Here is a 26,608-nt window from a genome sequence, read left to right as displayed (position 1 = left end):
ATCAGCGCTCCTTCAGGCGTTCTGCAACGAAGCGGTCAAAGGCCGCGACAAGGGCGCGGACATGCGCGGAATCGCGGTCCAGCCCGGCGTGATCGGCCAGAAAATGGGCGAATTCTGCCTTGTCGGTCTCGCTGGCGTTCGCAAGGGCATGTGCGATGGTTTGCTCCGACATGGGTATCAGCCTCCGGTAACGGCGGCGCCGATGGGCGCCAGTTGGTCCCAGCGGGCCCAGAAGCCGCCGAGGATTTCATAACGTGCCAGAATCGCGACGATCACGACCCAGGCCAGCGACAGCGGCAGGAAGACCTTCCAGCCAATCCGCATCAGCTGGTCATAGCGATAGCGCGGCACCAGTGCCTTCACCATCGAGAACATCCAGAACCAGAACCACATCTTCAGCACCATCCACAGCACCCCATCGGGCAGGCCGGGGATCGGCGACAGCCAACCGCCGAAGAACAGCAGCGAGATCAGCGCGCACATCAGGTACATGGCGATATATTCACCGGCCATGAACAGCAGATACGGGGTCGATCCGTATTCGACCATGTGGCCCGCAACCAGTTCCGATTCCGCTTCCGCAAGATCGAAGGGTGGGCGGTTGGTTTCGGCAAGCGCACTGATGAAGAACAGCGCCAGCATCGGCAGGTGCGGCAGCCAGTACCAGCTTAGCAGCCCGGCCCCGCTTTGCGCGTTGACGATGGCGGTCAGGTTCATCGACCCTGATGAGATGATGATGCCGATGATGATCAGCCCCATGCTGACCTCATACGAGATCATCTGCGAGGCAGACCGCAGCGAGGCCAGGAACGGATATTTCGAGTTCGAGGCCCAGCCACCCATGATCGTACCGTAAACTTCAAGGCTCGACATGGCGAAGATGAACAGGATGCCCACGTTGATATTAGCCATCACCCAACCTTCCGAGAAGGGCACGGCGACAAAGGCGATCAGCGCCAGCGACATGGCCAGGAAGGGCGCAAGGAAGAAGACGAACTTGTCGGACCCGGCGGGGACGACGATCTCCTTGAAAACGTATTTCAGCGCGTCGGCAAAGGTCTGCAGCAGGCCCCAGGGGCCAACCACGTTCGGACCGCGCCGCATTTGCACCGCCGCCCAGATCTTGCGGTCGCCGTAAACCATGAAGATCAGCGAGACCATCACGAAGGCAATCACCGCCAGCCCCTGCGCCAGCAGGATGATGGCGCTACCCAAACCGGATGCCCAGAACTCAGCCATTCTTTTTCGTCCCTTCCACAGGCCCGGCCGTCAAACGGGCGGGAATTCCGTGTGCCCTGCAATCGCGCAGGGTCTGTTCTCGTTCCATGACCTGCAAGCCAAGCGGCATGGTCTTCGACATGGTGAAGACCGATTCCACCACCTGCGCGCCCTTGTCTTCACCCTTTACGGTACGAACATGGCGTGCGAACGGCGTTTTCGTGGTCTTCGACCAGGCGGCCAGCGTGCAGGTGGCATAGGCAAAGGCGGCGCTGTCGTCCACCCCCTGCCGCAACCGTACCTGCACCATCACCAGATCCGAGGCGGCGTTCTTGCCCGCCGCGACCGGGGTGACGGTGCCGCCCAGAAATGCCTCGCTCGCCGTCGGCGTAATCCGCGCCGGCAGCGCCGAACCACGACGGGCGGCAAATTCTTCCAGCGCGATATCCTGCGCAGTCGGGGGCCTGGGCAATGCCTCTAGCGGCATCGAATCGTCGGCGACCAGAATGCTGGCCAGACTATAGGCCTCATCCCCGCCCTGCCCCAGCGTCTGACGGCCACGCGGCGAATCCAGCTTGGTCGTCGTGACCGAGCCGTCATTTTCCAGGATCATCAGCTCGCCGCTTTTGGTCGAGAGCCCGGCAAGAATCGACGTGTCCTCGGTCGGGCCTTCCAACTGGACCGGCAGCGTCGCGGGCTTGGCGCGCGGAGGCTGTGCCAGCCCGCCGTCAGACGGCGTGCAGCCGGACAGCATGGCCATGGCCGCCGCTGCCCCGATGCCCATATGCCGCGCCTGTTGCCGCATCCTGTCCCCTTACTCCGCAGCCAGCGCGCCGCCCAACTGGGCACGTGCCGCAGCCATGGCCGACAGCTCGCCCATCAGGCTGGATGCGCGGGCAATCGCGTTGGTCAGATAGAAGTCCTTGATCGCATATTGGAAATCGGCCTTGCCCATGTCGCGGACGGGCAGCGGCTGCCATTCATTGACCGGCACCTGATCGACCTGCACCAGCACGGGGGCGGCCTTGACCATCTCGCGGCGCAGACCGGCAAGGCTGTCCCAGGGTTGGGTCTTGCCACATTCCGCCGACAGCGCCCGCAGGATCGCCCAGTTTTCCTTGGCCACGCCCGGCGCGAAATTCGCGCGCATGGCCAGCTGCGGGCGGCCTTCGGTGTTCACGAACAAGCCGTTTTCTTCGGTATAGCAGGCGGCCGGCAGGATGATGTCGGCCCGGTGCGCGCCGCGATCCCCGTGGCTGCCCTGATAGATCACGAAGGCCCCCGGTGCGATGTCGACCTCGTCCGCGCCAAGATTGAAGACCACATCCGCACCGTCGACCGCAGCGGTCAGCCCGCCTTCGGTCACCGCGCCCACATCCATCGCACCTACGCGCGAGGCCGCCGTATGCAGTACCAGCAGTTTCGAGTTGCTGTTTTCCGCCAGCTTCATCGCATGGGCCAGAACGGCCTCGCCATCGGCCTCGCGGATGGCGCCCTGCCCGACGATCACGAGGGTCGGCTTGTTGCGGGTTTCCTCGGTGATTTCGGCCGAGGACAGGCCTTCCAGCGCCGCCCGGTCGTCGCCGACATGGGCATAGTCATAGGTCAGATCGACCGGCGCACCGATCAGCCCGATCTTGGCACCCTTGGTCCAGGCGGTGCGGATGCGGGCGTTCAGCACCGGCGCTTCGCTGCGCGGGTCGGTGCCGATCAGCTGGATCATCTTCGCGCCGTCAATATCCGCGATGCTGGCCGTGCCGACATAGCCAGAGCGGTTGCCGACCGGCAGCTTCGCGCCATCGGTGCGGCATTCGACATTGCCGCCCAGACCCTCGACCAGTTGTTTCAGGCTGAAGGCAGCCTCAACCGGGGCCAGATCGCCGACCAGACCGGCGACTTTCTTCGCGCCCTTCATGGCGGCAGCGGCGGCATTCAGCGCCTCGCCCCAGGTGGCGGGGCGCAGCTTGCCATTTTCACGGATATAGGGCTTGTCCAGCCGCTGACGACGCAGACCGTCCCAGACGAAACGGGTCTTGTCGTTGATCCATTCCTCGTTCACGCCGTCATTGTTGCGCGGAAGGATGCGCATGACTTCGCGGCCCTTGGTATCGACGCGGATATTGCTGCCAAGCGCGTCCATCACGTCGATGGTTTCGGTCTTGGTCAGTTCCCACGGACGGGCAGTGAAGGAATAGGGCTTCGACACCAGCGCGCCGACCGGGCAGAGATCGATGATATTGCCCTGCATGTTCGAATTCAGCGTCTCGTTCAGATAGCTGGTGATCTCGCTGTCTTCACCGCGGCCGGTCTGGCCCATCTGGCTGATGCCCGCGACTTCTGTGGTAAAGCGGACGCAGCGGGTGCAGCTGATGCAGCGTGTCATGTGGGTTTCGACCAGCGGGCCGAGGTTCAGATCCTCGGACGCGCGCTTGGGTTCGCGGTAACGGCTGAAGTCGATGCCGTAAGCCATCGCCTGATCCTGCAGGTCGCATTCGCCGCCCTGATCGCAGATCGGGCAATCCAGCGGGTGGTTGATCAGCAGAAACTCCATCACCCCTTCCCGCGCCTTGCGCACCATGGGCGAGTTGGTCAGGATTTCCGACGGCGCGCCTTCCGGCCCCGGCCGCAGGTCCTTGACCTGCATCGCACACGAAGCGGCGGGCTTGGGCGGGCCGCCCACCACCTCGACCAGGCACATGCGGCAGTTGCCGGCGATGGACAGACGCTCGTGATAGCAGAAGCGCGGAATCTCGATCCCTGCCTGTTCGCAGGCCTGAATAAGGGTCAGGTTGGGGTCGACGTCGATTGCCTTGCCGTCGATCTTGATTGTGCGCAGATCTGCCATGTCGTCAGTCCTTACTTGGCCACCAGAAGCGATCCGGCAACCGACTTGCTTGCGATTTCGGCCCTACCGATACGGCAGAAGGATTCGGCATCCCCCTTACGCGCACCGTTTCGAGTCAGATAGTCTTCGGCCGCGGCATAGATCCGGGCCTTGTCCTGCTTGCTGTCCAGAAATGCGTCGATCTGGGCCGAGGAATAGCCCTGATTCTGCGCATAGCGTTTCAGCGCGCGCGCCTGGCTCCAGGCGTAAACGATGCGCGCGTCGATGGACGGGCATTCACGGCGCACGCGGTCAGCAACCCGCGCGGCGATCAGCCGGTCGTTCACGTATTTTTCCTGCGCCAGCGGCTCCAGCGCCAGCGCAGGCTGGGCCAGTGTCGCGGCGGTCAGGGCGAGTGTGATCAGTTTCTTCATGGCTCGTGCCTCCATTTGTTTATGGAGAATGCCTTACCATAGCAGATTGCCAGCGGCCCGACACGGTGGGGTGAGTTTGATGTGAAGGTCATGGCGAGCAATGCTGGAATTGCCAGACACGGACCGGCATCTCGGCCGATATTTCTACGATCCCACCGGTGATGGGGCGTTCACCCTGCTCTGCGCAATAATATGCTGCCGCTTCACGCGCATCGGCCTCGTCCTCAGCCTGCAAAGAAAGCCCGTCCCGGCGCGCGACGGCCAAGCCTCCCGGAACGTAGATGGGTTCAACTATGGTGACGGTGCCGTCGTCATTTTCCATTGCGGCTACCGGCGCATACATCAGCTCGGGCTCGAAATAGATCTTCAGATCGAGGTCGTTCGCAGTCAAAAAGACGGGGTCAAACGACGTGCCAGAGTCGACCGCGCAGCCGCCCAGCATCGTAACCCCAAAAGACGCGCTGGCCAAAACCGCGCGTTTTCCTGTGAAGTTGGATGGCTTGCGACGATGCATCTTAGCCCCTTACTCCGCCGCCAGAGCGCCCATGCGCCCTGTCTTCTTCGCCTTCAGACGGTCCTCGATCTCGCCTCGGAAGTTGCGGATCAGGCCCTGAATGGGCCATGCCGCCGCATCGCCAAGGGCGCAGATCGTGTGACCTTCGACCTGCTTGGTCACGTCCAGCAGCATGTCGATCTCTTCCGGCTCGGCATCGCCTTTGACCAGACGTTCCATGATGCGCATCATCCAGCCGGTGCCTTCGCGGCAGGGCGTGCACTGGCCGCAGCTTTCATGCTTGAAGAACTTGGACAGCCGCCAGATCGCCTTGATGACGTCGGTGTCCTGATCCATCACGATCAGGCAGCCGGTGCCAAAGCTGGAGCGCAATTCCTTCATGCCGTCATAGTCCATGATGGCGTTTTCGCACTGTTCGGCGGTCAGGATCGGGCAGGACGCGCCGCCCGGAATCACTGCCTTGAGGTTCTTCCAGCCGCCGCGAATGCCGCCGCCATGCTTGTCGATCAGTTCCCGCATGGGGATCGACATGGCTTCCTCGACCACGCAGGGCGTGTTCACATGGCCGGTCAGGCCGAACAGCTTGGTTCCGGCGTTGTTCGGGCGGCCGAAGCTTGCGAACCATTCCGGGCCGCGCCGCAGGATGGTCGGCACGACGGCGATGGATTCGACGTTGTTCACCGTGGTCGGGCAGCCGTAAAGGCCCGCCCCCGCCGGGAAAGGCGGCTTCATACGCGGCATGCCCTTCTTGCCTTCAAGGCTTTCCAGCAGCGCGGTTTCTTCGCCGCAGATATAGGCCCCGGCGCCGTGGTTCACGTAGACGTCGAAATCCCAGCCCGTTTTCGCCGCATTCGGCCCCAGCAGACCCGCGTCATAGCATTCGTTGATGGCGTGTTGCAGCGCCTCGCGTTCGCGAATGAACTCGCCCCGGATATAGATATAAGCCGCATGCGCACCCATGGCGAAGCTGGCCACCAGCGCGCCCTCGATCAGGGTATGCGGGTCGTGGCGCATGATCTCGCGGTCCTTGCAGGTCGCGGGTTCGGATTCGTCGCCATTGATGACCAGATAGGCCGGGCGGCCATCCGATTCCTTCGGCATGAAGGACCATTTCAGACCGGTCGGAAAGCCCGCCCCGCCTCGACCGCGCAGACCCGAAGCCTTCATCTCGTCGATGATCTTGTCGCGACCGCGCGAGATGAGCTCTGCCGTATTGTCCCAGCAGCCGCGCGACATCGCGCCCTTCAGGGAACGGTCGCCCATCCCGTAAAGGTTCTGGAAAATGCGGTCCTGATCCTTCAGCAACATTTAGTTGTCATCCTTCCTTGCCCGGCCGCGCCTTGCGCCGCCAGATACGCCAGGTCACCAGCAGCGACCAGACAAACCCACCCATCGCGGCCAAATCCGCGAGGAACGCATATTTCGCGGGCCAGCCATAACGCTGCCCGGCCCAGTTGGCGATCAGCCACAGGATGCCAGTCGCCGCCATCACGATCGCCGCGAGACGCATCTGCGCCGCATCTTGCCGGGCCTGATCGGCCATCAATACACCTCGCCCTTGTCGACGCGGCGCGAAAACTCGGTCTCTTGGCCCGCAGCCAGCAGTTTCGCCTGTCCGACCCAATCATCCGAACGGATGCGCCCGCCCATGCGGCCGATCACCTCGGCGAAATGGTCGACCGCGGCATCGTCCCAAGCTGCGATCTGGGCAAAGCTGGTGACGTCGTTGTCATGCAGCAGCTTTTCCAGTTGCGGGCCAATGCCCTTGATTTCCTTGAGGTTGTCAGCGCCTGATGCAGGCTTCGCAACCTTCGCTTTCACCTTAGCAGGTGCAACCTCCTCTGGTGCTGGCAAAGGCGTCACCTCGGGGGTCGAGGAGGCTTGCGCGATCTCAACCGCGTCGTCACTGACCTGCGTGTCTTCCTCATTCGGCGCATCCGGCGCGGTCTTGCCACGTGCAGCCAGCGCCCCCATCGCCTCTTTCACCGGCGCGTCGGCAGTTTCCTGACGTTCCTGGATGCGATCACCCAGATCGTCGCCATCTTCGCCACGGTCACTGTCGTCGTAACGCTCGTTCCGCATCTTTTCGCGGTCCTCGCGGGCCTCGTTGCGCATGTCGTGCAGGGCGCCGCGGCCCTTTTCCACGGCCGAGACGGTGCCGGCAGCAAAGGCATTTCCGGCATTGACGATCGCGTCCTCAGCCCGGTCCAGCACACCGCCATCGCCGATGTCATGGGCTGTCGCGCGCTCGCCCAGAACCTCGGCGCTTTCGGTGACGCCGCCGCCGCCGTTGCAGACGAGCCAGATCAGCAGATTGCCCATCAGGAAGAAGGCAATCAGCCCAAGCAGCAGCCCGGCGATGAAGCCGCCAGCAAAGAGGTTGAACAACCACACCAGAAGGCCGGCCACGGCCGCAGCCAGCCAGCAATTCCGCGTGCATTCATTCTTCAGCATCTCTCACCCCCGTGTGGCGTCTGGTTAACTCTAGTCGGCCGTCCCCTTGCGTTCCTTGACAAATCTCTGGGCCTGCTGGACCCATTCGTCCCGCGTCACGCGGCCATGGAAACCTTCAAGATTGGCGTCGACCCAGGCGATTTCGTCCGAGCTCCAGCCAGCAATCTGGTCGAAATGATAGACGCCCAGCTGGTGCAGAAGCTGTTCCAGCTTCGGCCCGACGCCGTTGATTTCCTTGAGGTCATCCGCCTGCCCGTCGCGCGGCGCGGCCAGACCTTCGGGCTTGCGCCCTTCGGCCTGCGCTTCGGCCGCGGCGGCGGCTGTATCGGCAACGATGATCTTTTCTTCGGTTGCCACCTCGGCGCTGGCGGTCTTGCCCAGCCACGGCGTCAGGATCGGCACCTCGGTGCCGTCAATGCGTTTCAGCGTGTCGCCGATTTCCAGCGCCAGCGCGACCGAGGCATTGGCCGCCTCGGCCGGCGGCAGCAGGTTGGTCAGCGCGTTCTGGCCCTCTTTCGCCTCGGACGAGAAGCGTCCGTCCTGCGGACCGGGGCGCGGCACGCCGCCGGCCTCCATCGCGTCGATCAGCTCTGCCAGCTTTTCAGCGGTCAGATCTTCGTATAAATCCTTGCCGATCTGGGCCATGGGCGCATTGGCGCAGGCGCCAAGGCATTCGACCTCTTCCCAGGAAAACTTGCCATTCGCCGACAGGGTATGCGGGCTGGGCGCGATCTTTTCACGGCAGACGCGGACCAGATCCTCGGCCCCGCAGATCATGCAGGTCGTGGTGCCGCAGATCTGGATATTGGCAACCGAACCAACCGGATACAGCTGGAACATGAAATAGAAAGTCGCGACTTCAAGCACCCGCATATAGGCCATGCCCAGCAGGTCGGCGACATATTCCATCGCCGGGCGGGTCAGCCAGCCTTCCTGTTCCTGCGCGCGCCACAGGATCGGGATGACCGCCGACTGCTGGCGGCCTTCGGGGTATTTGGTCATCTGCGCCCGCGCCCAATCAAGGTTCGCTGGCGTGAACTCGAACGAGTCCGGCTGGATGGGGGAAAGGCGGCGCAGCATCAGCGGCAGGTCTCCGTCTTGAGGGTCAGCGGCCCGCGTTCCAGTGCGAACCGCTCCTCGTTAATCCGTGCGGAGGCGACGCCATTGGCGCCCCCCCTGATAAAATTCCGCGCAACCGACGCATCTGCCGGAGGGCGGGGGGCCATCACCGGTCGACCTCGCCGAACACGATGTCAAGCGTCGCGATGAAGGCCGGAATATCGGACAGCATGTGACCCTTGGCCATCCAGTCCATGGACTGCAAATGCGCAAAACCCGGCGCGCGCAGCTTGGCGCGGTATGGCTTGTTGGTGCCGTCGCTGACCAGATAGACGCCGAATTCGCCCTTCGGAGCTTCGACCGCGGCATAAACCTCGCCCGCGGGCAGCTTGAAGCCTTCGGTATACAGCTTGAAGTGGTGAATCAGGCTTTCCATGTCGGTCTTCATGGCCGTCCGCTTGGGCGGGGCCAGCTTGCCGCGCGCCAGCACGTCGCCGGGGGTCACCCGCAGCTTGGCGCAGGCCTGACGCATGATCTTCACCGACTCGCGCATCTCGGCCATGCGGACCAGATAGCGGTCATAGCAGTCGCCATTCTTGCCGACCGGGATCTGGAAATCATACTCCTCATATCCGTCATAGGGCTGCGACTTGCGCAAGTCCCATGCCAGGCCAGAGCCGCGCACCATGACGCCCGTGTAACCCCAATCCAGCGCATCCTGTTCGTGGACGATGCCGATATCGACCAGCCGCTGTTTCACAATGCGGTTTTCGGTCAGCAGCGTTTCCAGATCGTCCAGCAGCTTCGGGAAGCCGTCACACCAGGCCTCGATATCATCGACAAGGCCCGCAGGCAGGTCCTCGTGCACACCGCCGGGACGGTAATAGGCCATGTGCAGCCGCGCACCCGAGGCGCGTTCGCAGAAGACCATCAGTTCTTCGCGGGCGGTGAAGCCCCAGACCGGCGGCGTCAGCGCGCCGATGTCCAGCATGCCCGTCGTCACGCCCAGCAGGTGGTTCAGGATCCGGCCGATTTCGTCGAACAGCACCCGGATGATCTTGGCGCGCGGCGGCGGCTCGATCCCGGCCAGCTTCTCGATCGCCAGACACCACGCATGTTCCTGATTCTGCGGCGAGGAATAGTCCAGCCGGTCGAAATAGGGCAGGTTCTGAAGGAAAGTCCGGCTTTCCATCAGCTTCTCGGTGCCGCGATGCAGCAGGCCGATATGCGGATCGGCGCGCTCGACCACCTCGCCGTCCAGTTCCAGAACCAGACGCAGCACGCCGTGCGCCGCCGGGTGCTGGGGGCCGAAGTTGATGTTGAAGTTGCGGATATCCTGTTCGCCGGTATGGGCGTCCACGGATCCGTCATCATAGCTGTTGACGCGAATATCGCCGTCCATGGCTTACTCCTTTGCTGCGGCGCGCGGGCGCGCGCAGCCCTGAATGGCACGGTGGCAGAAAGGGGTCACTTGCCCGCCTCCTTCGCCTTCTCGTCGCCGGGCAGCACGTATTTCGCCCCTTCCCAGGGCGACAGGAAGTCGAACTGCCGGTATTCCTGCGTCAGCCGGACGGGTTCGTAAACGACACGCTTCAGCGCCTCGTCATAGCGGACCTCGACATAGCCGGTGGTCGGGAAATCCTTGCGCAGCGGGAAGCCGCGGAAACCGTAATCGGTCAGGATCCGGCGAAGGTCCGGGTGACCCGAGAACATGATCCCGAACATGTCGAAGACTTCGCGTTCGTACCAGTTCGCGCCCGGATACAGTCCGGTGATCGTCGGCACCAGCTCGTCCTCGCGCGCGGCGGTTTTCACGCGGATGCGCTGATTGCGATACATCGACAGCAGTTGATAGACCACGTCAAAGCGCGCAGGGCGTTCGGGATGGTCGACCGCCGTGATGTCCGTCAGCGTCGAGAAGCGGCAATTCGTGTCCGATTGCAGGAACTCGATCAGCCGAACCAGCCCCGACAGGCCGACCGTGATGTTCAGTTCGTCAAAAGCGACCTCGGCCGCCTGCACGTCGTCCGCAAAGCGGGTCTGAATCAACTCGGCCAGGTCGGCCAGGGTGTCGAGATCGGGATAGATGGCCATGTCGTCTACCTCGTCAGCGTGCCGGTGCGGCGGATGCGGCGCTGCAATTGCAGGATGCCGTACAACAGCGCCTCTGCCGTGGGCGGGCAGCCGGGGACGTAGATGTCGACCGGCACGATCCGGTCACAGCCCCGCACGACTGCATAGGAATAATGGTAATAGCCGCCGCCATTGGCGCAGCTGCCCATGCTGATGACATAGCGCGGCTCGGGCATCTGGTCATAGACCTTGCGCAGCGCCGGGGCCATCTTGTTGGTCAGCGTGCCCGCGACGATCATCAGGTCCGACTGGCGCGGGGATGCGCGCGGCGCGGTCCCAAAACGTTCGAGGTCATAGCGCGGCATCGAGACCTGCATCATCTCGATCGCGCAGCAGGCCAGACCGAAAGTCATCCAGTGCAGCGAACCATTGCGCGCCCAGTTGATGATGTCTTCGGTCGTTGTCAGCAGGAACCCCTTGTCCTGAAGCGCGTCCGACAGCTCGCGCACCTGCACGTCGCGATCGGGGGCGGCGCTGTTGGCCATGGCCGGCACGAGCGCGCCGGGGCCCGAGACATTCGGCCCGAGCAGCGTCGACTGGGGCTGAATCAGCCCGGTTTTCTGATCGCTCGTCACGCCCATTCCAGCGCCCCCTTCTTCCATTCATAGGCAAAGCCGACCGTCAGCACGCCCAGGAACAGCATCATTCCCCAGAACGCGATGTCAGACAGGCCCTGGAAGCCGACCGCCCAAGGAAACAGAAAGGCGACTTCAAGGTCGAAGATGATGAACAGGATCGAGACCAGATAGAATCGCACGTCGAACTTGGCGCGCGCATCATCGAAAGGCGCAAAGCCGCATTCATAGGCCGATACCTTTTCAGGATCGGGGTTGCGCACCGCAAGAACGGCCGCAGCGGCCATCAGGATAAGTGCGAGGGCCGAAGCCATGGCAATAAACACCAGGATCGGCAGATATTCGGACAGCAGATAGTCCACGAGATTAGGCTCCCTTATGCCGCAACCGGGCCCGGCTGCGTTTGGGTTGGGCTAATGCCCGTTTATCCCCGGCGCATCAGAGGGTCAACTGAGCGGCGCACGATTCAGCCGCTGCGAATTGGCGCAGCCCGACCCTCGCTCAAACCCTAAAATAGCACGGCAAACTGGCATTTCTAAGCCGGTTAACAAATGAGAAACCGTTTATTCACGGAACATTAGGTGGTAAACTGGCGTTGCAGGACAGTCATCGCCACCTTCGCACCGGTCAGGACGCCCCTGCCCGAAGACGGTGGCCAACCCTTATGAGGAAGCGCATGGGTCTTATCATAGCAATTATCGTTGGCGCCATTGCCGGTTGGCTGGCCGGCCAGATCGTCAAGGGCCACGGCCAGGGCCTGCTGGTCAATATCGTCGTCGGCATCGTCGGCGCACTGATCGCCTCGTTCCTGTTCCCGGCCTTGGGCATGGGCGCCGGCGAAGGCACCAACATCATCGGGTCGATCCTTTACGCCACCATCGGTGCGGTCATCCTGCTGGTGCTGTTGCGGCTGGTTAACCGCGCCACCTGATCGTCGCCGCGATCCGGTTGGCCGGCGACAAAGCCCACATCCGATGAATCTATCTGAAGCCCCCGCAAGCACCTTGCGGGGGCTCGTTTTTACCTACAAGTTGACGCAATGCCAGCCTCCGGTTCGACCTTCGCCCCTTTTCGGCACTCCGCCTTCCGCACGTTGTGGACGGCGACGCTGGTGTCGAATTTCGGCGGCCTCGTGCAAGCGGTCAGTGCGGCATGGCTGATGACGCAACTGACCAGCAACGCCACGCTGATCGCGCTGGTGCAGGCATCGAACACCTTGCCGATCATGTTGTTCGCGCTGGTATCGGGCGCGCTTGCCGATATTTTCGACCGCCGCCAGATCATGATGGCGGCAATCGGCTTCATGGCACTGATGTCGACGCTGCTGGCCTTTGTCGCGTGGTCCGGCGCGATCACCCCGTGGAGCCTGCTGGCCTTCACCTTCCTGATCGGGCTGGGACAGGCGCTGTATAACCCGCCCTGGCAGGCAAGCATGGGCGATCTGGTCCCGCGCGAGGACCTGCCGCAGGCGGTGACGCTGAACTCGGTGGGGTTCAACCTCATGCGCTCGGTCGGTCCGGCGGCGGGCGGCCTGATCGTCGCCGCCTGGGGCGCGGCAATGGGCTTCATCGTCAATGCCTTCAGCTATATCCCGCTGCTGGTCGCGATGCTGCGCTGGAAGCCGGATTATCCGCCCCGCACCATCGCGCGAGAGCCCTTCGTGTCCGCAGTGGGGGCTGGGCTGCGCTATGTCGCGCTGTCGCCCAATCTGGTGCGGGTGCTGACGCGCTCGGCCGCATTCGGTCTGTCGGCGGCGGCGCTGATGGCGCTGCTGCCGCTGGTCGCGAAATCCCACCCAGAGGGAGGATCGCTTCTGTTCGGCATCCTGCTGGGCTGCTTTGGCGCGGGCGCAATCATCGGGGCGCTGACCAATACCCGCATCCGCGCCCGGCTGAACAACGAATGGATCGTGCGTGTGGGCATGGTCCTGTTTGCCGCCGCAACGGCCGTGGTCGCGCTGACCGACAATGTCTGGCTGCAGGCGCTGGCGATCTTTCCGGCCGGGATGGCCTGGGTGATCGTGCTGTCGCTGTTCAACGTGACCGTGCAGCTGTCCACCCCCCGCTGGGTCGTGGCCCGGGCGTTGGCGATGTATCAGACCGTGACCTTCGGCGGCATGGCGGCCGGCGCATGGCTGTGGGGCGCGGTCGCGCAGGCCTACGGTTTTGAAGCCGCGCTGCTGGGGGCCTCGCTGGGGCTGATTCTTGCGGCGCTGATCGGGCTGGCGCTGCCGATGCCGGAATTCAGCCAGTCCGACCTGTCCCCCGCCAACCGCTTCCGCGAGCCGGTGCTGGGTCTGGATCTGCGGGGGCGTTCCGGACCGATCATGGTGATGGTCGATTATCACATCGCCCCCGAAGATACCGAGGAATTCCTGCGCCTGATGATCCAGCGCCGCGACATCCGCCGCCGCGATGGCGCGCGGTCATGGGTGCTGCTGCGCGATCTGGAAAAGCCCGACCACTGGTCGGAAAGCTATCATATCGCCACCTGGGACGATTACATCCGCCACAACACCCGCCGCACCGTGACCGATAGCGAGGTCACCCAAGCACTTCATCGCCTGCACCGCGACGAGGGCGACCCGCCAGTCCATCGCCTGATTGAACGGCATGATGTCTCGTCCCATGCCGATGTGCCGCTGCGGGGCAAGATCGACGTGCTATGACACCTGCCGCGCCTTCCCGCGCCAGACGATGAACAGACCCGAACAGACGATCAACGCCGATCCCGTCAGCATGGCCGGCGTCAGCGCCTCGCCAAACAGCAACACCCCAAAGGCAATACCGAACAGCAGGCGGGTATAGCGGAAGGGCGTCACCGCCGACACCTCGCCCGTGCGCATCGCCTTCATCAGGCAAACATAGGCGGCGATCCCCGCCAGTACCGCGCCCGCCAGCCAGAGCGACGCAGTCAGTCCCGGCACCACGAAGGCGCCCCCGCCCCAGGGGACATAGATCGCCCCGGCGATGACAATGGCCAGGAAACCGTAAAAGCCCAAAATCGCCGTGCCCAGCCCGCGCGGCGCGACCCGGCTGGCCAGATCGCGCCCGGCGAAGCCCAACATCCCGATAACAGCAAGGATCGACAGCACAGAAAAGCTGTCCGTTCCCGGCCCGATTATGATGACGACGCCCACCAGCCCGATCAGGATCGCCAACCAACGCCGCGGCCCCACCCTTTCGCCAAAGACCAGAGCCGCCCCAGCGACCACGACCAGCGGCGTCGCCTGCAGGATGACCGTCGCCGCCGATAGCGGCGTCAGCGTGATCGCCAGTGCATAGAACAGACGGCCAACGATCTCGAACAGCATCCGGATGCGCATGACGGGCGACAGAACATCGCGCAAAAAAAGCCGCTGGCCAGTTAACGCCGCAATCACTGCGAACAGCACCGCGCCGCCAAGACCGAACAGGATCAGAATCTCAGCCGTGGGCAGCGTTCGCGCGGCGGCCTTGATGAACACATCCTCGACCGCGAAAGCCGCCATGGCCGCGACCATCCACAGACTGCCAACCAGGTTCGCCCTGTCGTCAGTCGCGACCGTCGGCTGCGTCTTACGCACCTTCAAATTCGGTCAGCGCGTGGACAGGCATACCCATCGCTTCCAGCCGTTTGCGCCCGCCCAGTTCTGGCAGGTCGATGACGAAGGCGCAGCCGATCACCTCGGCCTCCAGACGGCGGCACAGCGTGATCCCGGCCTCGGCCGTGCCGCCGGTGGCCAGCAGGTCGTCGACAATCAGCACGCGTTCACCCGGTTTCAGGGCGTCGTCGTGGATTTCCATCACCGCCTCGCCATATTCCAGCTCATATGCTTCGGAAATCACCGTGCCGGGCAGCTTGCCCTTCTTGCGGATCGGCACGAAGCCCACGGAAAGCTGATGCGCCACCGCCCCGCCAAGGATGAAGCCCCGTGCTTCCAGCCCGACAACCTTGTCGATCTTTTTCCCGGCATAGGCGTGCAGCAACTGATCCACCGCCATCCGAAACCCGCGCGCATCGGCAAACAGCGTGGTCACATCGCGGAAGATGATCCCTTCATGCGGGAAGTCATATATGCTGCGGATGTAATCCTTGACGGTCTTCTGCGTCATTCCGGGCGCTCCAGCTCGAACGTTTCGTGGACCGCCACATAGTCGCGATAGCCCATGCGTGCCAGCCAGCCGTCGCGGGACAGATCGAACCGCCCGTCGCGGATGCAGTCGTCGCGCAGGTGCACGCCGGTGACGACGCCCAGCACCAGCCAGTTCGCCGGCCCCGCCAGCCGCTGCACCTGCGTCATCCGGCATTCCAGCGCGGCGGGCGCTGCCGCCACGCGCGGGCAGTCGATGGTGCTGCATTCGGCGGCCTCGATCCCGCAGGCCTCGAACTCGCTGGTGCCGGCGGGCAGCGTGGCGCTGGAGGCGTTCATCTGGTCGATCAGCACGGCCGAGGCGATGTTGACGCAGAACACGCCCGACTCAACGATATGGGCAAGCGCGTCCTTCATGTTCGGACGGTCGTCCTTCGCCGTGGTCGAAGCGAACATAACCTGCGGCGGCGTATAGGCGACCGCGTTGAAAAAGCTGTAGGGCGCCAAATTGTCGCCATCGCCCCCACGGGTCGAGATCCAGCCGATCGGCCGGGGCGCGATGATCGCGTTGAAGGGGTTGTGGGGCAGGCCATGGCCATTTTCGGGTCGATAGAACATGAGATCTCCTTCGCGCGCGGGCGCATCCTGCCCCCGCCCTGTCGCCGGGTCCACCCCATTCTTGCAACTGCCGGCGTTCATGTTACGCATCCAGCAGCGCGAACAGGGGAATGCGGTGGATATCTGCGAAGAACAGCCCGAGGACTGGCACGAGGTCGAGGCCCTGATGGACCTTTGCTTTGCACCGGGACGCACGGCGCTGTCATCCTATCGCCTGCGCGACAGGGTGGATCCGGTGCGCGACCTGTGCCTGCTGCTGCGCCAGGACGGCACCATACGCGCCGCCATCCGTTACTGGCCAGTACGCGTCGCTGGGCAAGAAGTGTTGCTGCTTGGCCCCATTGCCGTCCACCCCACCGCACAGGGCGAGGGTCTGGGCGCGTGGCTGATGCGCGAAAGCCTGCATCGAGCGGCGGAAATGGGCTGGGCGCGGGTCATGCTGGTGGGCGACGCGCCCTATTATTCCCGGTTTGGCTTCCAGAAACTGGATCACGTCGAAATGCCGCCCCCCACCAACCCCGATCGGGTGCTGGGGCTGGAACTTCAGCCCGGCGCATGGGTTGATATACAGGGTCAGGTCGCGCGCGAGACCGACCCTGACACAGCCCTCGCGCATGAGGATTTGTCCGGCAGGCCCGACTGCCAGCCGGCCGATCCGGCAAAGGAAACGCCGCATGGCTGAACGCCAGCAATATGTCCTGCCCCCCATCACCGACCCCAGCGTGCTGGCCGAGATCGACCGGCTGGCGCATCGCTATATCGCCGCGCGCGGGCTGGGGATGGACATCCTCGACCGCGTCGGCGACGGCGGCGAGGCGCTGATGAAGATAGTTCCCGGCTTCATGCGCAACCGGCTGGACAAGGCGGTTGCGGCAGCGCTGAAGCGCAGCTTCAACGCGGCTTCAGCCTCGCGCAGGGTGGTCGGAAACCGCGGCGACTGGTTCAACCGGCTGGGCACCACCGCCGCCGGTGCCGTCGGAGGCGCGGCCGGGATCGCCGGCACCATTATCGAGCTGCCCGTGACCGTGACTATCCTTCAACGCGCTATCCTGGAAATCGCCGACGAACACGGGTTGGATGTCGACAGCGACGAAATCCGCGCCGAGGCTTTGCGCATCTTCGCCACCGGCGGTCCGTTGGAAGAAGATGACAGCACCGATACCGCGCTTCTGGCCACGCGCGTGGCGATCAGCGGCGGCACCTTGCAGGGGCTGATCACCAAATTCGCCCCACAGATCGCCAGCCGCGTGCTGGCCAAGGCCGGTGCGCAAGTGGTGCCGGTGCTGGGTGCTGCGGCGGGCGCATCGATCAACTATATCTTCGCGCGCTATTATCAGGAACTTGCCCGCGTCCAGTTCGGCCTGCTGCGGCTTGCCAGGGAAACCGGCATCCCGCGCGAGGCACTTGCCGAACGCCTGATCCTGCGAATCGAGACACTGGAAGGCAAGAAACTGGCCGGCAAGCGCAGCGCCTGACCGCCTTCTCCCCGACCTTTCCCCACAGGAGCGCCTCTTGCCCGACAATGATATCCGCCCGACGAGTATGGGGAGGCCGCTGATCATCTATGCCGGGGCGTTTGTTCCGCTGGCGCTCATCGCATATGGGCTGAGGCTCGCCAGCCTGAATTTTCTGGGCGAGGATATCCTGTTGCCATTCGCGCCGATCATCGTGCTGGCAATCGCTGGGCATGCGGCTGGGACAAGCTTTGCCAGGCAGGCCGGCTGCACGGCCACCTGGGGTTATTCGCTGGTCTTCGGACTGATTTCCGCGATACTGATCGTTACCGGAATGCTGGCAGTCTGGCTTTTGGGCGGGCAGGTTCCCTACCTGCCTGAGATCGGCCCCGTTGGCATCAACTCGTCGATGATGGCTCGGGCGCTGTCGACGCTGCTGGTCACTGGCGAGGTCTGCATGCTCTTCACAACAGTCGTCTTCAGGGGGAGCGCCGACGCCGCTCACCGGAAGCGTCGTGCCAAGCTGGCCGCGACTGCCGCGACATAGCGCCCGAACCCTCAGCTCTCCCCTGTTTCGGCCAGCTGCAATTCCAGTGGCGAGGCCGGGACGGTCAGATCCTCGATCCCCAGCGGCCCCGACGGGCGCGCCAGCCGCGCCCGCGTCACCCAGTGCAGGCGTTCCTGCGCGCGGGTGATGGCGACATAGGTCAGGCGTTTCCACAGCGGGATCCCAGCCTCGTTGCGCCCCGACCACGCGGCCGCTGAAATGTCGGGTCCGAAGACCTGCACATCGGGCCATTGCGACCCCTGCGCCTTGTGGATCGTCACCGCAGCACCATGCAGGAAGCTTGCGCCCATGCGGGCGGCGAAGGGGATGAAGGGTTCTTCCTCGTCCGGGGTTTCAATCTTCACGATGCTGGCTGCCGACAGGCGCGGATCCTCGGCCCCAATGACATGCAGCCGCGAAAAGCCGGGCTTCTTGCCGGGGCCGAGATAGATGACCTGCGCGCCCTTGATCAGGCCCCGCGCCTCCAGATCAATGCGTTTGTTGCGGTGCTTCAGGGGCAGTTCCAGCCCGTCGCAGATCAGCGGCTCGCCCGGCAGAAGCTGATCGCCCGGCGCGCCGTAAGCGGCACGAAAGGCGGTGATCAGGCGGATCCTTGTGGCGTTGCGCCAGACCAGCACGGGCGAGCGCGACATCAGGTCGCTTTCGACGCGTTCGGCCCAGATCACCCGGTCGTCGCGGGCGGCGGCATCGCGAACCATCCGCTCGAACCCGTTGAAATCAAGACTGTCATCCGCCAGCGCATGGGCCAGATCCAGGATCGGGCTGTCGCCTGCCTGCCGGTGGATGCGGCTTAACATCAGCCGCTGCGGCGCGGCCAGCTTGTCAAAGACCATCTCGCCCGATTGGCCGACCGGGGCCAGCTGGGCCGGATCGCCAAACAGGATGAGCACCGGAAAGATCTCGCGCAGGTCGTCGAACTGGCGTTCGTCCAGCATCGAGGATTCGTCGATCAGCCCGATATCCAGCCCATCCTCGCGCCGTTTCCAGCCGTTGATGAAGTCTGACCCGCGCAAGCCCGCCGCCGCCAGCGCGCCGGGGATCGAGGCATGGAGGTCATAGAACAGCTTCGCGCGGTCGAGGGCCGCATCGCTCAGCCCCTCGATCACGGGCCGGTCACCGCTGCCGGTCAGCCAATCGGCGATCCTTTCATATTCGGGATCGTAAACCGGCGTGTAGAGGATGCGGTGGATCGTCGTCGCCGGCACGCCCCTCATCCGCAGCACGAAGGCCGCCTTGTTGGTCGGCGCCAGCACCGCGACGGTGCGGCGTTCCTTACGCTTCTTGCCCTCGTAATCGCCGCTGATGATGTCGACGCCCGCCTCGCGCAGGGCCTTGGTCAGGGCGGCGAGGATCATGGTCTTGCCGGACCCCGCCTTGCCGATCACCGCCATGACCCGCGCCTTGCCGGGCTGGGGCGGCATGATTTCCTCGGCCGTCAAGTCGATGCCGGCAGCGGCCAGCACCTCGGACAGGCTGTCCCAGGCTTCGGCCTGATCGGGGGAAAGGGCGGGCAAACTCATGCGCTGTGCCTAGCGCGGGGCGGGCAGGAAGGAAAGGCGCGTTGGCCTAGCGATCAAGGGAACCGATCCGCGCCAGCACGCCGTAATGGTCCGATCCAAGACGCGGGCGGCGTTCCAGAACCGCGTCCGTGCCAGCCGGGACCAGCACATGGTCGATCGGCAGGGGATAGGCCTTCACGAACAGCGTCGGACGGATCGGCCCGGCGATCCGCGTATCCGTCGCCCGCGCGATGCGGCCCGGCGCACCGGCCCAGGGCACCATGTTGAAATCACCGCCAAGAATCATCGGGCGGGCCATGCCGGCCAGATCAGCCATCGCCCGGTTCACCTGCGCTTCCTGACCGAAGGGATAGGGCCAGTGCAGATGCAGCGCGACGGCGGTGAACGCGCCCGCCGGATGCTGGACGCGGGCCGAGGTGAAGCCGGCATTTTCGGCGCAATATTCATCCGACAAAGGATAGACCGACAGGATCGCCACCCGCCCGACGCTATGGGCGGGGCACAGGATCTGATAGCGGTGGCTGTCCCGCATCGCCTCGGCAATCGGCAGATTTCGCTCGCTCAGTTCCTGCAGCAGGATCACTTCTGCGCCCGAGGCGCGAAAATCTTCGATCAGCGCCGTCGCTTCGCCTCGGTTGAACAGCAGGTTTTTCTGGTAAACGGTGATGGCCGGATCGACCGAGAGACCGGGCCGCATCATCCACAGGATCGGGCCAATCGCCGCCAGTCCCAGTGCCAGCACCCCCAAGCGCCACCAGCGACGAAAGGCGAAGGCCAGCACCAGCATCGCCAGCGCCATGGCCGGACGAAACACCGCCAGCGAATCGCCAAGCGGGTGAAACCGCCCGGCATAGCTGGCCGCCAGCGGGATCAGCGTGAGAACCGCAAGAAGCTGAAAAAACAGACGCATCTTTAACCTACATGAACAGAGACAGCCCTAGCCGTGCCAGGCGGCCACGGTTTTGAGCGTGGAGAAGCCGTAAAGCGCCTCGAAACCCTTTTCGCGGCCATGGCCGGATTTGCCTGTGCCACCGAAAGGCAGCTCGACCCCGCCGCCCGCACCGTAGTTGTTCAGGAACACCTGCCCTGCCCGCAGCTTGCGCGACATGCGCAACCCGCGCGGGCCGTCCTGCGTCCAGGCGGCGGCGACCAGCCCGTATTCGGTGCCGTTGGCGATGGCGATGGCGTGATCCTCGTCATCGAAGGGGATCACCACCTGAACGGGACCGAAGATCTCCTCCTGCGCGAGGCGGTGATTGCTGCCTACGCCGGCCAGCAGATGCGGGGCGACGTAATGGCCGCCTGCGGGTGCGTCGGACTGGATCTGCGCGCGGGCGGCGACGTCCAGGTCGCCCGCCTGCGCAAGATAGCCCTCGACAATCTGCTTCTGCCGGGCCGAGATCAGCGGCCCGACCTCCAGATCATCCAGCGCGGGGCCGACGCGCAGGGCACGGTAAGCCTCGGCCATGCGCGCCACAACCTCATCATGGCGCGACCGTTCGACGAGTATCCGCGACGCGGCCGAGCAGGTCTGCCCGGCATTCTGCACGCCCGCGTTGACCAGAAACGGCAGCGCTCGGTCCAGATCGGCATCCGCGAACACCAGTTGCGGCGACTTGCCGCCAAGTTCCAGCGTGACCGGCACCGCGTTCCGCGCCGCGGCCTGCTGAATCAGCGTCCCAACCCCGACCGAGCCGGTGAAGCTGACATGATGCACGCCCGGATGGGACGACAGCGCCGCGCCCGCTTCTTCGCCCAAGCCCGTCACCACGTTCAACGCGCCGGGCGGCAGCCCTGCATCCATCGCGATCCGGGCGAAGGCGAGCGCGGTCAGGCTGGCTTCCTCGGCCGGTTTCAACACCGCCGCGTTGCCCATTGCCAGCGCCGCCCCGACGGACCGCCCGATGATCTGCATGGGATAATTCCACGGCACGATATGGCCGGTCACGCCATGAGGTTCGCGCAGGGTCCAGACGGTATAGCCGTCCAGATAGGGAATCGTTTCGCCCATGATCTTGTCGGCAGCACCGCCGTAAAACTCCATGTAACGCGCCAGCGCCAGCGCATCGGCACGGGCCTGTTTCAGCGGCTTGCCGACATCGCGGGATTCGAGTTGCGCCAACTCCTCGGTACGGTCCAGAACGGCCTGACCGATCCGGGTCAGGATACGTCCGCGTTCGGTCGCGGTCAGCCGGCCCCATTCGCTGTTACGCGCGGCCTCGGCTGCCGCCACGGCCTCATCAATATCGGCGGCAGTGCCGCGCCCGATTTCGGCGAAGCTCTGACCGGTCGAGGGATCTTCGACCGGTAGCGTGGCCCCGGCGCGGCGCCATTGCCCGCCAATCAGGATTTCTGACGGATCAAACCATGGTTTCGTCATGCGGCGCTCCATTCCTGGGGGATTTCGGGCATGGCCTGCATCAGCCTTTGCGTCGTCGGGTGGGCGGGGGCGTCCATCACCTGCGCGGTCGCGCCCTGTTCGACGATCTTGCCTGCCTCCATCACCAGCACGCGGTCGGTGACGCCGCGCACGACGCCAAGGTCGTGGCTGATGAACAGATAGGCGATGTTGTGGCTGCGGCGCAGATCGGCCAGCAGGTCCAGCACTTGCGCACGGACGCGGACGTCAAGGGCGCTGACGGCCTCGTCCAGGACGATCAGACGCGGGCGGATGATCAGCGCGCGGGCGATGGCAAGGCGCTGGCGCTGACCGCCAGAAAACTCGTGGATATAGCGGCGCGACATGGACGGCTCGATCCCCACATCGCTTAGCGCCTGCGCCACGCGGTCCCGCCAGTCATCGGGGCGACCGGTCAGATGAAACGGTTCCGACACCAGCCGGTCAACGCGCCAACGCGGATCGAAGCTGCCGAAGGGGTCCTGAAACACCGCCTGCATCTTGGCGCGCAGCGCGGGCGGCATCGAGAGGCCCGCCGCGACGCTGGTGCCGTCCAGCCTGATCTCGCCCTCGCTGAGCGGATCGAGGCCCAGCACAGCGCGGATCAGCGTCGATTTTCCGCTGCCGGATTCGCCGACCAAACCGACCGATTCACCGTCCTGAATGTCGAAGCTGACGCCATCGACGGCGCGCAGCACCGGATGGGGCGCGAAGGCGGACAGGCGCGGCAGAAGATATTCGCGCACGGCGTTCCTGACCGACAGGATCGGCGTGTCGTCAGGCGCCGCCGCCACCCGCGCCGGAACATGGCGCGAGGCGGCGAACAGGTCGCGCGTATAGGGGTGGGTCTGGCCGCGGAACAGCGCCTCGGTCTCGCCTTCCTCGACGATCTCGCCCGCCTTCATCACCGCGACGTGGTCGGCAATGCCCGCCACCACGGCCAGATCATGGGTAATCAGCAGCAGCGACATGCCCTCGCTTGCCACCAGATCGCGCAGCAGGTCTAGGATCTGCGCCTGTGTCGTCACATCCAGCGCGGTTGTGGGTTCGTCGGCGATCAGCAGATCCGGGGCCTCGGCAATCGCCAATGCGATGGCCACGCGTTGGCGTTGACCGCCGGAAAGCTCGTGCGGGTACAGGGTCAGCGGAAAGCGCGGTGCGCGCAGGCCCACGCGGTCCAGCCGGTCGCGGGCGCGCAGCAGCGCCTGTTCGCGCGGCATGTTCTGGTGGATACGCAGCACCTCGGCCACCTGATCCCCGATATTCATCAGGGGGTTCAGGGCGGTCATCGGTTCCTGAAAGATCATCCCGATGCGGCTGCCCCTGATTCTGCACATCTGCCGTTCCGGCAGATCCAGCAGGTTCTGCCCATCCAGCAGCACCTGCCCGCCCGTCTTCGATCCGCGCGGCAGCAGCCCCATGATCGCCAGCGCCGTCATCGACTTGCCAGAGCCGGATTCGCCCACCAGCCCGGTGATCTTGCCGGGCGCCAGCTTCAGATCCACATCGCGCAGCACCGTATGGCCGTGGATCGTGACGGACAGGTCGCGGGTTTCGATCATGCGCGCATCACCTTCAACCTGGGATCAAGCGCGTCCCGTAACCCGTCACCCAACAGGTTCAGGCCCAGAACCGTCGCCACGATGCAAAGGCCCGGGATGATGGCGACATGGGGGGCGAGGGTCACGAAGGTCTGCGCCTCGGCCAGCATACGGCCCCAGCTGGGCGTCGGCGGCTGCGCGCCAAGGCCGACATAGGACAGGCCGGCCTCGGCCAATATCCCAAGGCTGAACTGGATGGTGCCCTGCACGATCAGCAGGTTCAGGATATTGGGCAGCACGTGTTCCACGCTGATGCGGCTGCGGCCCTTGCCCGCAACCTGCGCGGCGCGGATATAGTCCAGCGTCCAGACGGGCAGCGCACCGGCCCGCGTCACCCGTGCGAAGACGGGGATGTTGAAGATGCCGATGGCGATGATCGCGTTGATGGCGCTTGGCCCGAAGGCGGCGGTAATGAGGATGGCGATGACCAGCGAGGGGAAGGCGAAGATCAGGTCATTGCCGCGCATGATGACCTCGTCCAGCCAGCCGCCCTTATTGGCGGCGGCGATCAGCCCCAAAGGAACGCCAAGGGCGATGCCGATCCCCACCGCCACCAGCGCGACGGCGATCGAGGTGCGCGCCCCCAGCATCACCATGGACAGGATGTCGCGCCCGAAATGGTCCGTCCCCAGCCAATGTGCGGCGGATGGCGGCTGCAACTTGTTGGCCACCGCCATCTGGGTGATGTCGTAAGGCGTCCACACGAAAGACACTGCCGCCGCCAGCACCGCCAGACCCGCCAGAGCGGCACCGATAATAAGGGTCCATCTCATCTGCGACGCAACCTTGGATCGACGGCAGCATAGGCCAGATCGACAAGGAAGGTGACGGCGATAACGGCGGCGACCAGCACCAGCACGGCGGACTGCACCACGATCAGGTCTCGTTGGGTGATGGCCTGAAAGATCAGCCGCCCAAGGCCGGGCAGGTAAAAGACGTTTTCAATGATGATTGCGCCTGCCATCAAAAAGGAAAACTGCATCCCCAGAATGGTCAGCACCGGGATCAGCGCATTGCGCAGGGCATGGCGGCGCAGCGTCTGGCCGCGCGTCAGGCCCTTGGCGCGCGCGGTGCGGATATAGTCTTGGTCCATCGTCTCGATCAGCGAGGACCGCAGCACGCGCGCCAGAATCGCCGCCTGGGGCAGCGCCAGCGCAATCGCCGGCAGCAGCAGCGCGCGAAGGGCGGCGACGGGGTAATCCCAACCGGGAAAGCCGCCCGCAGGCAGCCAGCGCAGCCGCACCGCGAACAGCAGCACCAGCAGCATCGCGAACCAGAAATTCGGCAAGGCGATGCCCACCTGCGTCAGCCCCATCACAGCCGTATCCTGCGGCTGACCGCGCCGGGACGCCGCGTAAAGCCCGACCGGAAAGGCGATCATCACAGCCAGTGCCAGCGCCATCAGCGCCAGCGGCATCGACACCTGCATCCGGTCCCAGATCATCCCCGCCACCGGCGTTTTATAGGTAAAGCTATGCCCCAGATCGCCGGTCAGGACCGCGCCCAGCCAATTGGCATATCGCAGCGGCAGGGGCTGATCCAATCCCAGCTGCGCGCGCAGCGCCGCCAGCGTGTCGGGCTGGGCGCCGGTACCCAGCATGAAGGTGGCGGGGTCGCCCGGAACCATTTCCACCAGCAGGAAAATCACCACCGACGCGACCAGCAGGCCAAGCGCAAGCGAAAGCATCCGGCGGGTTAAATAGCGCAGCATGACCGAAGGCTAGGGCCGAGCCCGCGGGCGGGCAAGCCCCCTCACGCAAGCACCGCGCCGGGGTTCATGATCCCCAGCGGATCAAGCGCCGCCTTGATCCCCCGCATCGCCGCCAGCCGCACCGGATCACCCCAGCGTTCCAGATCACGGACCTTCAGCCGCCCGACCCCATGTTCGGCCGAGAAGGAGCCGCCGCGTTCCACCACCATCTGATGCACGGCTTCCTGCACGGACCCGCGCAGCTCGTCATATTCGGCGCGGTCGCGGCCCTGCGCCGGGAAGACGTTGTAATGCAGATTACCGTCGCCCAGATGGCCAAAGCAGTTGATCCGCATATCGCCCATCGCCGCCAGCATCGCGCCGGCATCGGTTATGAAGCGCGGCACCTCGGACAGCGGCAGAGAGATGTCGTGGCTGGAGATCGCGCCGATGCGGCGGTTGCCCTCGGGGATTTCCTCGCGCAGGCGCCAGAAATCGGCCGCCTGCTGGCCGGATTGGGCGATCAGCCCGTCCATGACCAGCCCCGCCTCCAGCCCGTCACCGAACAGGGTTTCAAGCGCGGTGTCGGGATCGAGACCGTCCGGCAGGCCCAGCTCGATCAGCACCATCCAGTCAGGAGGGGTCTCGAAAGGTTGGCGCAATTCGGGGTAGGTCTCGGCCAGAAAACGCGGCCCCTGCCCCGAAATCAGTTCGAATGCCGTCACGCATTCGCCGAAACGCGCCTGCGCCTGTGCCAGCAGGCGCAGCGCGGCACCCGGATCAGGCACCACCATCAGCGCCACGCCAATACCGGCAGGCGGCTGAACCAGCCGCAGGCTGGCGGCGGTGATGATCCCCAGCGTGCCCTCGGCACCGATCAGCAGGTCGCGCAGGTCATAGCCGGTGTTATCCTTCCGCAGCCGCTTCAGGTCATGCAGAATGCGGCCATCGGGCATCACCGCCTCGATCCCCAGGCACAGGGCGCGGGCGGTGCCGTAACGCAGCGCGTTCACGCCACCCGCATTCGTCGACATGACCCCGCCAATCGTCGCCGTCCCCTGCGAGGCGAGCGACAGCGGAAACAGCCGCCCTGCGCCCTGGGCGGCGTCACGGGCGGCTTGCAGGGTCGCGCCGGCCTCGGCCAGCATGACGTTTTCGTCGGCATGAATGTCGCGGATGGCGGTCATGCGTTCCAGCGACAAAAGCAGGGGCGCAGGCCCGTCAGGCATGACCTGCCCGGCCACCAGCCCGGTCCCGCCCCCAAGCGGCACGATGCCCACGCGGGCCTCTGCACAGGCGCGGACCACGGCGGCGACTTCTTCGACGTTGCGGGGGGCGGCAAGCAGCCCCGCCTGGCCGTGATAACGGCCGCGCGGCTCTTCCAGGTGGCGGGGCTCGACCTCGCGCAGGACGCCTTGCGGCAGCATCGCCGCCAGTTCCGGGCCTGCCGGGTTCAAGCCTTTGCCATCGGTCATC

Annotated in this window: 29 protein-coding genes; 5 read left to right on the top strand and 24 right to left on the bottom strand. The window is 64.7% G+C overall.

What is annotated here, in order from left to right; genetic code table 11:
• Position 1 precedes the first annotated feature (1 nt).
• The 14 genes from G7044_RS13650 to ndhC all read right to left on the bottom strand — a co-directional run bounded on the left by G7044_RS13650 (position 2) and on the right by ndhC (position 11,573).
• On the bottom strand, positions 2-172 hold the full coding sequence (locus G7044_RS13650; RefSeq protein WP_166329772.1) for a hypothetical protein: 171 nt from the start codon (positions 170-172) through the stop codon (positions 2-4).
• Between the two features lie 5 nt (positions 173-177).
• Positions 178-1,239, bottom strand: a complete 1,062-nt coding sequence (gene nuoH, locus G7044_RS13645; RefSeq protein ID WP_166329770.1) for an NADH-quinone oxidoreductase subunit NuoH — start codon at positions 1,237-1,239, stop codon at positions 178-180.
• On the bottom strand, positions 1,232-2,023 hold the full coding sequence (locus G7044_RS13640) for a hypothetical protein (RefSeq protein WP_166329768.1): 792 nt from the start codon (positions 2,021-2,023) through the stop codon (positions 1,232-1,234). The genes nuoH and G7044_RS13640 overlap by 8 nt, the downstream gene beginning before the upstream one ends.
• A gap of 9 nt (positions 2,024-2,032) precedes the next feature.
• Positions 2,033-4,063, bottom strand: a complete 2,031-nt coding sequence (gene nuoG, locus G7044_RS13635; protein WP_166329766.1) for an NADH-quinone oxidoreductase subunit NuoG — start codon at positions 4,061-4,063, stop codon at positions 2,033-2,035.
• A gap of 11 nt (positions 4,064-4,074) precedes the next feature.
• Complete coding sequence (locus G7044_RS13630) at positions 4,075-4,476, bottom strand: DUF5333 domain-containing protein (protein ID WP_166329764.1); 402 nt, start codon at positions 4,474-4,476, stop codon at positions 4,075-4,077.
• Between the two features lie 88 nt (positions 4,477-4,564).
• Complete coding sequence (locus tag G7044_RS13625) at positions 4,565-4,990, bottom strand: hypothetical protein (RefSeq protein ID WP_166329762.1); 426 nt, start codon at positions 4,988-4,990, stop codon at positions 4,565-4,567.
• Positions 4,991-4,999: 9 nt separating this feature from the next.
• The gene (nuoF, locus tag G7044_RS13620) at positions 5,000-6,295 is read right to left on the bottom strand and encodes an NADH-quinone oxidoreductase subunit NuoF (RefSeq protein WP_166329904.1); all 1,296 of its coding nucleotides are present in this window, start codon (positions 6,293-6,295) and stop codon (positions 5,000-5,002) included.
• A 10-nt stretch (positions 6,296-6,305) separates the two neighbouring features.
• Positions 6,306-6,533: a DUF5337 domain-containing protein gene (locus tag G7044_RS13615; RefSeq protein WP_166329760.1), complete on the bottom strand. Its 228-nt coding sequence runs from the start codon at positions 6,531-6,533 to the stop codon at positions 6,306-6,308.
• Entirely contained in the window at positions 6,533-7,444 is a 912-nt protein-coding gene (locus G7044_RS13610; protein WP_166329758.1) for a hypothetical protein, read from the bottom strand. Before G7044_RS13610 ends, G7044_RS13615 begins: the two co-directional genes overlap by 1 nt.
• Before the next feature lie 30 nt (positions 7,445-7,474).
• On the bottom strand, positions 7,475-8,524 hold the full coding sequence (gene nuoE, locus G7044_RS13605) for an NADH-quinone oxidoreductase subunit NuoE (RefSeq protein WP_166329756.1): 1,050 nt from the start codon (positions 8,522-8,524) through the stop codon (positions 7,475-7,477).
• 145 nt (positions 8,525-8,669) lie between these two features.
• Entirely contained in the window at positions 8,670-9,905 is a 1,236-nt protein-coding gene (locus G7044_RS13600) for an NADH-quinone oxidoreductase subunit D (RefSeq protein WP_166329754.1), read from the bottom strand.
• 65 nt (positions 9,906-9,970) lie between these two features.
• Positions 9,971-10,597: an NADH-quinone oxidoreductase subunit C gene (locus G7044_RS13595; protein WP_166329752.1), complete on the bottom strand. Its 627-nt coding sequence runs from the start codon at positions 10,595-10,597 to the stop codon at positions 9,971-9,973.
• Positions 10,598-10,602: 5 nt separating this feature from the next.
• A complete protein-coding gene (locus G7044_RS13590; RefSeq protein ID WP_166329902.1) occupies positions 10,603-11,121 on the bottom strand; it encodes a NuoB/complex I 20 kDa subunit family protein in 519 nt (172 codons plus the stop codon).
• An 86-nt stretch (positions 11,122-11,207) separates the two neighbouring features.
• Positions 11,208-11,573 carry an NADH-quinone oxidoreductase subunit A gene (gene ndhC, locus G7044_RS13585; protein WP_166329750.1) on the bottom strand — a complete coding sequence of 122 codons (366 nt, stop codon included), beginning with the start codon at positions 11,571-11,573 and terminating at the stop codon, positions 11,208-11,210.
• Between the two features lie 314 nt (positions 11,574-11,887).
• On the opposite strand from ndhC, the gene G7044_RS13580 reads away from it, so the two are divergent.
• A complete protein-coding gene (locus G7044_RS13580; RefSeq protein ID WP_166329748.1) occupies positions 11,888-12,142 on the top strand; it encodes a GlsB/YeaQ/YmgE family stress response membrane protein in 255 nt (84 codons plus the stop codon).
• Positions 12,143-12,250: 108 nt separating this feature from the next.
• Positions 12,251-13,879, top strand: coding sequence for an MFS transporter (locus G7044_RS13575; protein WP_166329746.1), 1,629 nt, complete (start codon positions 12,251-12,253; stop codon positions 13,877-13,879).
• Here the strand turns inward: G7044_RS13575 and G7044_RS13570 are convergent.
• From G7044_RS13570 to G7044_RS13560, 3 genes are read right to left on the bottom strand one after another with little or no spacing between them, the layout of a single operon-like run.
• The gene (locus tag G7044_RS13570; RefSeq protein ID WP_166329900.1) at positions 13,874-14,713 is read right to left on the bottom strand and encodes a DMT family transporter; all 840 of its coding nucleotides are present in this window, start codon (positions 14,711-14,713) and stop codon (positions 13,874-13,876) included. The two genes, G7044_RS13575 and G7044_RS13570, sit on opposite strands and share 6 nt — an antisense overlap.
• Positions 14,714-14,768: 55 nt before the next feature.
• Positions 14,769-15,305, bottom strand: a complete 537-nt coding sequence (locus G7044_RS13565; protein WP_166329744.1) for an adenine phosphoribosyltransferase — start codon at positions 15,303-15,305, stop codon at positions 14,769-14,771.
• Positions 15,302-15,901, bottom strand: a complete 600-nt coding sequence (locus G7044_RS13560) for a flavin reductase family protein (protein WP_166329742.1) — start codon at positions 15,899-15,901, stop codon at positions 15,302-15,304. The genes G7044_RS13565 and G7044_RS13560 overlap by 4 nt, the downstream gene beginning before the upstream one ends.
• Positions 15,902-15,980: 79 nt before the next feature.
• Between G7044_RS13560 and G7044_RS13555 the strand changes: the two genes are divergently transcribed.
• Genes G7044_RS13555 through G7044_RS13545 form a run of 3 tightly spaced genes read left to right on the top strand, consistent with a single transcriptional unit; the run spans position 15,981 to position 17,902 of the window.
• Entirely contained in the window at positions 15,981-16,583 is a 603-nt protein-coding gene (locus G7044_RS13555; RefSeq protein ID WP_166329740.1) for a GNAT family N-acetyltransferase, read from the top strand.
• Positions 16,576-17,376: an EcsC family protein gene (locus G7044_RS13550; RefSeq protein ID WP_166329738.1), complete on the top strand. Its 801-nt coding sequence runs from the start codon at positions 16,576-16,578 to the stop codon at positions 17,374-17,376. The genes G7044_RS13555 and G7044_RS13550 overlap by 8 nt, the downstream gene beginning before the upstream one ends.
• 37 nt (positions 17,377-17,413) lie before the next feature.
• On the top strand, positions 17,414-17,902 hold the full coding sequence (locus tag G7044_RS13545) for a hypothetical protein (protein WP_166329736.1): 489 nt from the start codon (positions 17,414-17,416) through the stop codon (positions 17,900-17,902).
• Between the two features lie 11 nt (positions 17,903-17,913).
• Here G7044_RS13545 and G7044_RS13540 read toward each other — a convergent pair whose 3' ends face one another.
• Genes G7044_RS13540 through G7044_RS13510 form a run of 7 tightly spaced genes read right to left on the bottom strand, consistent with a single transcriptional unit; the run spans position 17,914 to position 26,607 of the window.
• Entirely contained in the window at positions 17,914-19,443 is a 1,530-nt protein-coding gene (locus G7044_RS13540; RefSeq protein ID WP_166329734.1) for an ATP-dependent DNA helicase, read from the bottom strand.
• Positions 19,444-19,489: 46 nt separating this feature from the next.
• Positions 19,490-20,353: an endonuclease/exonuclease/phosphatase family protein gene (locus G7044_RS13535; RefSeq protein WP_166329732.1), complete on the bottom strand. Its 864-nt coding sequence runs from the start codon at positions 20,351-20,353 to the stop codon at positions 19,490-19,492.
• 27 nt (positions 20,354-20,380) lie between these two features.
• The gene (locus tag G7044_RS13530; RefSeq protein ID WP_166329730.1) at positions 20,381-21,823 is read right to left on the bottom strand and encodes an aldehyde dehydrogenase family protein; all 1,443 of its coding nucleotides are present in this window, start codon (positions 21,821-21,823) and stop codon (positions 20,381-20,383) included.
• On the bottom strand, positions 21,820-23,403 hold the full coding sequence (locus tag G7044_RS13525; RefSeq protein ID WP_166329728.1) for an ABC transporter ATP-binding protein: 1,584 nt from the start codon (positions 23,401-23,403) through the stop codon (positions 21,820-21,822). The genes G7044_RS13530 and G7044_RS13525 overlap by 4 nt, the downstream gene beginning before the upstream one ends.
• Complete coding sequence (locus G7044_RS13520; RefSeq protein ID WP_166329726.1) at positions 23,400-24,215, bottom strand: ABC transporter permease; 816 nt, start codon at positions 24,213-24,215, stop codon at positions 23,400-23,402. The genes G7044_RS13525 and G7044_RS13520 overlap by 4 nt, the downstream gene beginning before the upstream one ends.
• A complete protein-coding gene (locus G7044_RS13515; protein WP_166329724.1) occupies positions 24,212-25,153 on the bottom strand; it encodes an ABC transporter permease in 942 nt (313 codons plus the stop codon). Before G7044_RS13515 ends, G7044_RS13520 begins: the two co-directional genes overlap by 4 nt.
• 41 nt (positions 25,154-25,194) lie before the next feature.
• Complete coding sequence (locus G7044_RS13510; RefSeq protein WP_166329722.1) at positions 25,195-26,607, bottom strand: FAD-binding oxidoreductase; 1,413 nt, start codon at positions 26,605-26,607, stop codon at positions 25,195-25,197.
• Position 26,608 lies beyond the last annotated feature (1 nt).

Source organism: Paracoccus xiamenensis (assembly GCF_011308835.1).
In the GTDB taxonomy this organism is placed as follows: domain Bacteria; phylum Pseudomonadota; class Alphaproteobacteria; order Rhodobacterales; family Rhodobacteraceae; genus Paracoccus; species Paracoccus xiamenensis.
The sequence above is the reverse complement of the archived record's forward strand: the minus strand, read 5'-3'. Positions and strand labels throughout refer to the sequence as shown.

Bases quoted from the DNA above. Each gene is read 5' to 3' on its own strand.
- G7044_RS13575 (WP_166329746.1), top strand. From the start codon at position 12,251: ATGCCAGCCTCCGGTTCGACCTTCGCCCCTTTTCGGCACTCCGCCTTC.
- G7044_RS13555 (WP_166329740.1), top strand. From the start codon at position 15,981: ATGTTACGCATCCAGCAGCGCGAACAGGGGAATGCGGTGGATATCTGC.
- nuoE (WP_166329756.1), bottom strand. From the start codon at position 8,524: ATGCTGCGCCGCCTTTCCCCCATCCAGCCGGACTCGTTCGAGTTCACG.
- G7044_RS13600 (WP_166329754.1), bottom strand. From the start codon at position 9,905: ATGGACGGCGATATTCGCGTCAACAGCTATGATGACGGATCCGTGGAC.
- G7044_RS13650 (WP_166329772.1), bottom strand. From the start codon at position 172: ATGTCGGAGCAAACCATCGCACATGCCCTTGCGAACGCCAGCGAGACC.
- G7044_RS13520 (WP_166329726.1), bottom strand. From the start codon at position 24,215: ATGAGATGGACCCTTATTATCGGTGCCGCTCTGGCGGGTCTGGCGGTG.
- G7044_RS13595 (WP_166329752.1), bottom strand. From the start codon at position 10,597: ATGGCCATCTATCCCGATCTCGACACCCTGGCCGACCTGGCCGAGTTG.
- G7044_RS13590 (WP_166329902.1), bottom strand. From the start codon at position 11,121: ATGGCCAACAGCGCCGCCCCCGATCGCGACGTGCAGGTGCGCGAGCTG.
- G7044_RS13625 (WP_166329762.1), bottom strand. From the start codon at position 4,990: ATGCATCGTCGCAAGCCATCCAACTTCACAGGAAAACGCGCGGTTTTG.
- nuoH (WP_166329770.1), bottom strand. From the start codon at position 1,239: ATGGCTGAGTTCTGGGCATCCGGTTTGGGTAGCGCCATCATCCTGCTG.
- G7044_RS13565 (WP_166329744.1), bottom strand. From the start codon at position 15,305: ATGACGCAGAAGACCGTCAAGGATTACATCCGCAGCATATATGACTTC.
- G7044_RS13615 (WP_166329760.1), bottom strand. From the start codon at position 6,533: ATGGCCGATCAGGCCCGGCAAGATGCGGCGCAGATGCGTCTCGCGGCG.
- G7044_RS13640 (WP_166329768.1), bottom strand. From the start codon at position 2,023: ATGCGGCAACAGGCGCGGCATATGGGCATCGGGGCAGCGGCGGCCATG.
- G7044_RS13510 (WP_166329722.1), bottom strand. From the start codon at position 26,607: ATGACCGATGGCAAAGGCTTGAACCCGGCAGGCCCGGAACTGGCGGCG.
- G7044_RS13525 (WP_166329728.1), bottom strand. From the start codon at position 23,403: ATGATCGAAACCCGCGACCTGTCCGTCACGATCCACGGCCATACGGTG.
- G7044_RS13560 (WP_166329742.1), bottom strand. From the start codon at position 15,901: ATGTTCTATCGACCCGAAAATGGCCATGGCCTGCCCCACAACCCCTTC.
- G7044_RS13530 (WP_166329730.1), bottom strand. From the start codon at position 21,823: ATGACGAAACCATGGTTTGATCCGTCAGAAATCCTGATTGGCGGGCAA.
- G7044_RS13630 (WP_166329764.1), bottom strand. From the start codon at position 4,476: ATGAAGAAACTGATCACACTCGCCCTGACCGCCGCGACACTGGCCCAG.
- G7044_RS13610 (WP_166329758.1), bottom strand. From the start codon at position 7,444: ATGCTGAAGAATGAATGCACGCGGAATTGCTGGCTGGCTGCGGCCGTG.
- nuoG (WP_166329766.1), bottom strand. From the start codon at position 4,063: ATGGCAGATCTGCGCACAATCAAGATCGACGGCAAGGCAATCGACGTC.
- G7044_RS13515 (WP_166329724.1), bottom strand. From the start codon at position 25,153: ATGCTGCGCTATTTAACCCGCCGGATGCTTTCGCTTGCGCTTGGCCTG.
- G7044_RS13535 (WP_166329732.1), bottom strand. From the start codon at position 20,353: ATGCGTCTGTTTTTTCAGCTTCTTGCGGTTCTCACGCTGATCCCGCTG.
- G7044_RS13580 (WP_166329748.1), top strand. From the start codon at position 11,888: ATGGGTCTTATCATAGCAATTATCGTTGGCGCCATTGCCGGTTGGCTG.
- G7044_RS13570 (WP_166329900.1), bottom strand. From the start codon at position 14,713: ATGGTCGCGGCCATGGCGGCTTTCGCGGTCGAGGATGTGTTCATCAAG.
- G7044_RS13540 (WP_166329734.1), bottom strand. From the start codon at position 19,443: ATGAGTTTGCCCGCCCTTTCCCCCGATCAGGCCGAAGCCTGGGACAGC.
- G7044_RS13550 (WP_166329738.1), top strand. From the start codon at position 16,576: ATGGCTGAACGCCAGCAATATGTCCTGCCCCCCATCACCGACCCCAGC.